Genomic DNA, 6,282 nt, shown 5'->3' on the forward strand with positions numbered 1-6,282 from the left:
TGGGGCTGATGGTGCATCGCTGGCGCTCGCGCAGGGTGCTGCGCGAGTTGAGCGATCACCAGTTGCTGGATATCGGCATCAGCCGCCAGCAGGCTCGGGAGGAAGGGTGCAAGCCATTCTGGCGAGCGTGATCAGAGCAGCTCCTTGAGCCGGTACCAGAGCATCCCCAGCGCCAGCAGCGGCGAGCGCAGGTGCTTGCCGCCAGGGAAGGTCGCGTGCGCTACCTTGGCGAACAGGTCGAAGCGCCCCGTCTGCTGGCCGCTGATGGCCTCGCCCAGCAGGCGTCCGGCCAGGTGCGTGGCGTTCAGGCCGTGGCCGGAGTAGGCCTGGGCGTAATAGACGTTGGCATGGCTGGCCAGGCGCCCGACCTGCGGCAGGCGATTGGCACCGATGCCGATCATGCCGCCCCACTGGTAGTCGATGCGCACGCCGGCCAGCTGCGGGAACACCTTGAGCATCTTCGGGCCCATGTAGGCGCCGATGTCCTTCGGGTCGCGCCCGGAGTAGTGGCAGGCGCCGCCGAACAGCAGGCGGTGGTCGGCGGACAGGCGGAAGTAATCCAGCGCCACGCGCTGGTCGCACACGGCCATGTTCTGTGGCAGCAACTGGCGGGCACGTGCTTCGCCCAGGGGTTCGGTGGCGATGATGTAGCTGCCGGCGGGCAGCACCTTTCCGCCCAGTTCGCGGTTGAGGTCGTTGTGGTAGGCGTTGGTGCACAGCACCAGCGTACTGGCGCGCACGCGGCCCCGCGCCGTGTGCACCTGGACTTGCGGGCCGTAGTCGATGCGGGTTACTGCCGAACCCTCGTGCAGCTTCACGCCCAGGCGCTCGGCGGCGGCCGCTTCGCCCAGGGCCAGGTTGAGTGGATGCAGGTGGCCCGAGCCCATGTCGACCAGGCCGCCGACGAAGCTGTCGGATCCGACCACGCTGCGGATCTCGGACGCGGGCACCACGCGGACCTCGTGGCGGTAGCCCAGGCTGCGCAGCTCTTCGGCATTTTCAGCGAAGCCGTCCAGCTCGGCGGGCTTGTACGCCAGGTCGCAGTAACCCCAGGTCAGGTCGCAGGCGATGGCGTGGCGCTCGATACGCTGACGTGCGATCTCCACGGCCTCCAGGCCCATCAACTTGAGGCTGCGCACGCCATCCTCGCCGAGCACCGGCAGGAACTGCTCGACATCGTGGCCAACGCCACGGATCAACTGCCCGCCATTGCGACCGCTGGCGCCCCAGCCGATCTTGCGGGCTTCGAGCAGGATCACCGAGAAGCCGCGCTCGGCCAGCTCGATGGCGGTATTCAGGCCCGAGTAACCGCCGCCGACGATGCACACATCGGCGCTGTGCTCGCCTTCGAGGCTGGGGTAGTCCGGTTGCGGCGCGCTGCTGGCGGCATAGTAGGAGGCGGCGTGCTGCGCGCTGTGGATCATCTGGGAAGGCCCTGGAGTCGGTGCGAAGGGGGCGAGGATAAGCTGGGGTTTCGCGGTTGGGCAACCGGGCGAGGGCTTGCTCGGCGAATGGGCCTATAATCCTCACAAACCTCGACGACACACCGCCCATGCCCTGCAACCACAAGATCCAGTTCCTGCGCGAACTCATCCCGTCCTTCGAATGCGAGCCGGGCTGCCACGACTGCTGTGGCCCGGTCACCACGTCCAGTGAAGAGATGGCTCGCCTGCCGCGCAAGACCCAGGCCGAACAGGATGCTGCGCTGGAGCGCCTGGACTGTGTGCACCTCGGCCCGCAAGGCTGCACCGTCTATGAAGAGCGCCCGCTGATCTGCCGCCTGTTCGGTACCACGCCGCGCATGGCCTGCCCCCGTGGTCGTGGTCCGCAGCAGCCGATCGAACCCGAGGCCGAGCGGCTGATCCATGGTTATATCGCCAGCACCCGCCAGGTGCTGGTCTGACGGTTCAGTCCGGAATTGGCAGGCAGAGGCTCTCCTTGACCTCTTCCATCACGATGTAGCTTTTCGATTCGCGCACATGCGGCAGCTTGAGCAGGATGTCGCCCAACAGCTTGCGGTACGAGGCCATCTCGGAAATGCGCGCCTTCACCAGGTAGTCGAAGTCTCCCGACACCAGGTGGCACTCCAGCACATGCGGCAGCTTGAGTACGGCGCGGCGGAACTCTTCGAAGGTGTCGCCGGACTTGTAGTCCAGGCTGATCTCGACGAACACCAGCAGGCTGCCCTTGAGGTGCTGCGGATTGAGGCGGGCGTTGTAGCCCATGATGATGCCCTCACGTTCCAGGCGACGGACACGCTCGGTGCAGGGGGTGGTGGACAACCCGACTTTCTCGCCCAGCTCGGTGAAGGAGATACGCCCGTCATTCTGCAGGATGCGCAGGATGTTGCGGTCGATCTTGTCCAGTTCACGTTTGCTCTGGTGTTGGGTTCTCATAGGGGATGCCCCTCCGTGAAAGGCGTTTTTGCCGAGAATTCTCGCCAAATATAGGTTTTTATATAGTGAAAAGCACTGGGCTGAGATTCTTATACTGCGCGCATCCATGCCATTTCAACAAAAGACTGCGGTGTACCGCGTGCGAGGGATAAACGATGCGAGTTCTGGTACTTGGTAGCGGTGTGATCGGAACCGCCAGTGCCTACTACCTGGCCCGGCAAGGTTTCGAAGTGACGGTGGTCGATCGCCAGCCGGCGGTGGCCATGGAAACCAGCTTCGCCAACGCTGGCCAGATCTCGCCCGGCTATGCCTCGCCCTGGGCCGCGCCAGGCGTGCCGCTCAAGGCCATCAAGTGGCTGCTCGAGCGCCACGCACCGCTTGCCATCAAGCTGACCGGTGACGTCGACCAGTACCTGTGGATGGCGCAGATGCTGCGTAACTGCACCGCCAATCGCTATGCGGTGAACAAGGAGCGCATGGTGCGCCTGTCCGAGTACAGCCGCGACTGCCTCGACGAGCTGCGCGCCGAAACCGGCATCGCCTACGAGAGCCGCACCCTGGGCACCACCCAACTGTTCCGCACCCAGGCCCAGGTCGATGCCGCAGCCAAGGATATTGCCGTGCTCGAGCAGTCTGGCGTGCCTTACGAATTGCTCGACCGCGACGGCATCGCCCGCGTGGAGCCTGCGCTGGCGGGCGTGAAGGACATCCTTGCTGGCGCCCTGCGCCTGCCCAACGACCAGACCGGCGACTGCCAGCTGTTCACCACCAAGCTGGCCGACATGGCCATCAAGCTGGGCGTCGAGTTCCGCTTCGGCCAGAACATCCAGCGCCTGGACCATGCCGGTGACCGTATCAATGGCGTGTGGATCGACGGCAAGCTGGAAACCGCCGATCGCTACGTGCTGGCCCTGGGCAGCTATTCGCCGCAACTGCTCAAGCCGCTGGGGATCAAGGCACCGGTGTATCCGCTCAAGGGCTACTCGCTCACCGTGCCCATCACCGATGCCGACATGGCCCCGACGTCGACCATTCTCGATGAAACCTACAAAGTCGCCATCACCCGTTTCGACAACCGTATCCGTGTCGGTGGCATGGCTGAAATCGCCGGTTTTGACCTGTCGCTGAACCCGCGTCGACGCGAAACGCTGGAGATGATCGTCAACGACCTTTATCCTCGCGGCGGCGACCTGAGCCAGGCCAGTTTCTGGACCGGCCTGCGCCCGGCCACTCCGGATGGCACCCCGATCGTCGGTGGTACCGCGTTCCGCAACCTGTTCCTCAATACAGGTCACGGCACCCTGGGCTGGACCATGGCTTGCGGTTCCGGTCGCCTGCTGGCCGACCTGATCGCGCGCAAGAAGCCGCAGATCAGTGCCGAAGGGCTGGATATCTCGCGCTACGGCAACAGCCGGGAGAGTGCTGGCCACGGTAGCCCGGTATCGGCTCACCAGTAATTGCAGCGCTGGCCTCTTCGCGGGAAAGCCCGCTCCCACGGCAGGATGAGGACTTGTGGGAGCGGGCTTGCCCGCGAAAAGGCCAGCACCGTTCCTCCGTCATAAACAGATCCACCAGAAGGCTGCCCTCCATGCGCCCCGCCCGTGCCCTGATCGACCTCCAAGCCCTCCGTCACAACTACCGCCTGGCCCGTGAATTGTCCGGCGCCAAGGCCCTTGCCGTGGTCAAGGCCGATGCCTACGGCCACGGTGCGGTACGTTGCGCCCTGGCGCTGGAGACCGAGGCGGACGGTTTCGCCGTTGCCTGCATCGAAGAGGCCCTGGAGCTGCGTGCCGCAGGGATCAAGGCTCCGGTGCTGCTGCTCGAAGGCTTCTTCGAGGCCAGCGAGCTGGCGCTGATCGCCGAGCACGACCTGTGGTGCGTGGTGCACTCGCTGTGGCAGCTCGAAGCGATCGAGCAGACCGCCGTGCGCAAGCCGCTGAACATCTGGCTCAAGCTCGACAGCGGCATGCATCGCGTCGGCCTACACCCCAAGGACTACCACGAGGCCTACCAGCGGCTGCTGGCCAGCGGCAAGGTCGCGCGCATCGTGCTGATGACCCACTTCGCCCGTGCCGACGAGCTCGATGCCTCGACCACCGAGCAGCAGGTTGCCGTGTTCCAGGCCGCCCGCCAGGGGCTGGCCGCCGAGTGCAGCCTGCGCAACTCCCCCGGTGTGCTGGGCTGGCCGCAGGTGCCGAGTGATTGGGTGCGTCCGGGCATCATGCTGTACGGGGCCACGCCGTTCGAGGTCGAGCAGGCCGCAGCTGCACGCCTGCAACCGGTAATGACCCTGCAATCGCGGATCATCAGCGTGCGCGAACTGCCGACCGGTGAGCCGGTCGGCTACGGTGCCAAGTTCACCAGCCCGCGCCCGACTCGGGTTGGCGTGGTCGCGATGGGTTACGCCGATGGCTACCCACGCCACGCGCCCACCGGCACCCCGGTGGTGGTCGCCGGCAAGCGTACTCAACTGATTGGTCGGGTCTCGATGGACATGCTCTGCGTCGACCTCACCGAAGTGCCCGAAGCGGGTATCGGCAGCCCGGTCGAGCTGTGGGGCAAGCAGGTCCTGGCCAGTGACGTGGCGCAACAGGCGGGCACCATTCCCTACCAGATCTTCTGCAACCTGCGGCGCGTGCCATTGGATTATTACGGCGAATGAGGCGCTGAAGCAGACAGGCTGGGGTCTTGCGTGTTGTAAATACTGAACGGCATTGCCATGATATCGTTCACATTTGACCCCATCTCGACCGTTTCTGGAGGCGCAAGCTTTGGACGTCGGCGAACGACTGCAAGCCATCCGCAAGCTCAAGGGCCTGTCCCAGCGCGAACTCGCCAAACGGGCGGGCGTAACCAACAGCACCATCTCGATGATCGAGAAGAACAGCGTGAGCCCGTCGATCAGCTCCCTGCGCAAGGTGCTGAGCGGCATTCCCATGTCGATGGTCGAGTTCTTTTCCGTCGAGCTTGCGCCGGAAAGCCCCACCCAGATCGTCTACAAGGCCCACGAGCTGATCGACATTTCCGACGGCGCGGTGACCATGAAGCTGGTCGGCAAATCGCACCCCAACCGTGCCATCGCCTTTCTCAACGAGGTTTATCCGCCAGGGGCCGACACGGGTGAAGAGATGCTCACACACGATGGCGAAGAGACCGGAATCCTCCTCGAAGGCCGTCTTGAACTGGTGGTCGGCGCCGAAACCTTCATCCTCGAAGCGGGCGACAGTTACTACTTCGAGAGCACCCGTCCGCACCGTTTCCGCAACCCTTTCGACGAACCTGCCCGTCTGATCAGTGCTGCCACGCCTTCGAACTTTTGATCCAGCGCAGCGTATTGTTTCGCCAATACCCCTTTCCTGTGTGGGGTCGTTTCACGCCTTCCGGGTAGCCGCTATACTTTTCAACGCTCGCCAACCGTGGCGGCGGGCGTGATTAGCCACCATGAGGGTGTACGCGTGAACCAAATCAAGAAAATGCTGGCCATACCAGCAGCCGTATTCGCCCTCTGGGCACTCAATGCAAGCGCTGCGACCAACGACGACATCGCCAAGCGCCTGGAGCCGGTGGGGCAGGTGTGCGTCCAGGGCCAGGAGTGCAAGGGCATGGAAGTGGCCGTATCGGCCGGTGGCGGTGGCGCCAAGACACCCGACGAAATCATCGCCAAGCACTGCAATGCCTGCCATGGCACGGGCCTGCTGAATGCGCCGAAGATCGGCGACACGGCGGCCTGGAAAGAGCGCGCCGATCACCAGGGCGGCCTCGACGGGATTCTGGCCAAGGCCATCACCGGCATCAACGCCATGCCGCCCAAGGGCACCTGCGCCGACTGCTCGGATGAGGAGCTCAAGGGTGCGATCAAGAAGATGTCCGGGCTGTAGACCGGACT

At 64.5% G+C, this 6,282-nt stretch carries 8 protein-coding genes; 6 read left to right on the top strand and 2 right to left on the bottom strand.

What is annotated here, in order from left to right; all coding sequences use genetic code 11:
- Positions 1-8: 8 nt before the first annotated feature.
- Positions 9-131: a DUF1127 domain-containing protein gene (locus VA602_RS17485; protein ID WP_323453823.1), complete on the top strand. Its 123-nt coding sequence runs from the start codon at positions 9-11 to the stop codon at positions 129-131.
- Here VA602_RS17485 and VA602_RS17490 read toward each other — a convergent pair whose 3' ends face one another.
- The gene (locus VA602_RS17490) at positions 132-1,424 is read right to left on the bottom strand and encodes an NAD(P)/FAD-dependent oxidoreductase (protein ID WP_323453822.1); all 1,293 of its coding nucleotides are present in this window, start codon (positions 1,422-1,424) and stop codon (positions 132-134) included. It lies immediately after the preceding gene.
- Between the two features lie 128 nt (positions 1,425-1,552).
- Between VA602_RS17490 and VA602_RS17495 the strand changes: the two genes are divergently transcribed.
- Positions 1,553-1,903 (top strand): YkgJ family cysteine cluster protein, encoded by a 351-nt coding sequence (locus VA602_RS17495; protein ID WP_054894110.1) that lies wholly within the window; start codon positions 1,553-1,555, stop codon positions 1,901-1,903.
- 4 nt (positions 1,904-1,907) lie between these two features.
- Here VA602_RS17495 and dadR read toward each other — a convergent pair whose 3' ends face one another.
- Entirely contained in the window at positions 1,908-2,396 is a 489-nt protein-coding gene (gene dadR / locus VA602_RS17500; protein ID WP_003258963.1) for a transcriptional regulator DadR, read from the bottom strand.
- A gap of 155 nt (positions 2,397-2,551) precedes the next feature.
- Between dadR and dadA the strand changes: the two genes are divergently transcribed.
- The 4 genes from dadA (at position 2,552) to VA602_RS17520 (ending at position 6,274) form a co-directional block, all read left to right on the top strand.
- Positions 2,552-3,853 (top strand): D-amino acid dehydrogenase, encoded by a 1,302-nt coding sequence (dadA, locus tag VA602_RS17505; RefSeq protein WP_065864728.1) that lies wholly within the window; start codon positions 2,552-2,554, stop codon positions 3,851-3,853.
- Positions 3,854-3,984: 131 nt separating this feature from the next.
- Positions 3,985-5,058, top strand: a complete 1,074-nt coding sequence (gene alr / locus VA602_RS17510) for an alanine racemase (RefSeq protein WP_054894108.1) — start codon at positions 3,985-3,987, stop codon at positions 5,056-5,058.
- A 109-nt stretch (positions 5,059-5,167) separates the two neighbouring features.
- Positions 5,168-5,716, top strand: coding sequence for a cupin domain-containing protein (locus VA602_RS17515; RefSeq protein ID WP_054894107.1), 549 nt, complete (start codon positions 5,168-5,170; stop codon positions 5,714-5,716).
- Between the two features lie 153 nt (positions 5,717-5,869).
- Positions 5,870-6,274, top strand: a complete 405-nt coding sequence (locus tag VA602_RS17520) for a c-type cytochrome (protein ID WP_323453824.1) — start codon at positions 5,870-5,872, stop codon at positions 6,272-6,274.
- Positions 6,275-6,282: the final 8 nt, after the last annotated feature.

Source organism: Pseudomonas machongensis, assembly GCF_034961125.1.
GTDB lineage: Bacteria > Pseudomonadota > Gammaproteobacteria > Pseudomonadales > Pseudomonadaceae > Aquipseudomonas > Aquipseudomonas machongensis.

What these genes read in the sequence shown, in the direction of transcription:
- VA602_RS17485 (WP_323453823.1), top strand. Translation starts at nt 9, where the DNA reads ATGGTGCATCGCTGGCGCTCGCGCAGGGTGCTGCGCGAGTTGAGCGAT.
- VA602_RS17490 (WP_323453822.1), bottom strand. Translation starts at nt 1,424, where the DNA reads ATGATCCACAGCGCGCAGCACGCCGCCTCCTACTATGCCGCCAGCAGC.
- VA602_RS17495 (WP_054894110.1), top strand. Translation starts at nt 1,553, where the DNA reads ATGCCCTGCAACCACAAGATCCAGTTCCTGCGCGAACTCATCCCGTCC.
- dadR (WP_003258963.1), bottom strand. Translation starts at nt 2,396, where the DNA reads ATGAGAACCCAACACCAGAGCAAACGTGAACTGGACAAGATCGACCGC.
- dadA (WP_065864728.1), top strand. Translation starts at nt 2,552, where the DNA reads ATGCGAGTTCTGGTACTTGGTAGCGGTGTGATCGGAACCGCCAGTGCC.
- alr (WP_054894108.1), top strand. Translation starts at nt 3,985, where the DNA reads ATGCGCCCCGCCCGTGCCCTGATCGACCTCCAAGCCCTCCGTCACAAC.
- VA602_RS17520 (WP_323453824.1), top strand. Translation starts at nt 5,870, where the DNA reads ATGCTGGCCATACCAGCAGCCGTATTCGCCCTCTGGGCACTCAATGCA.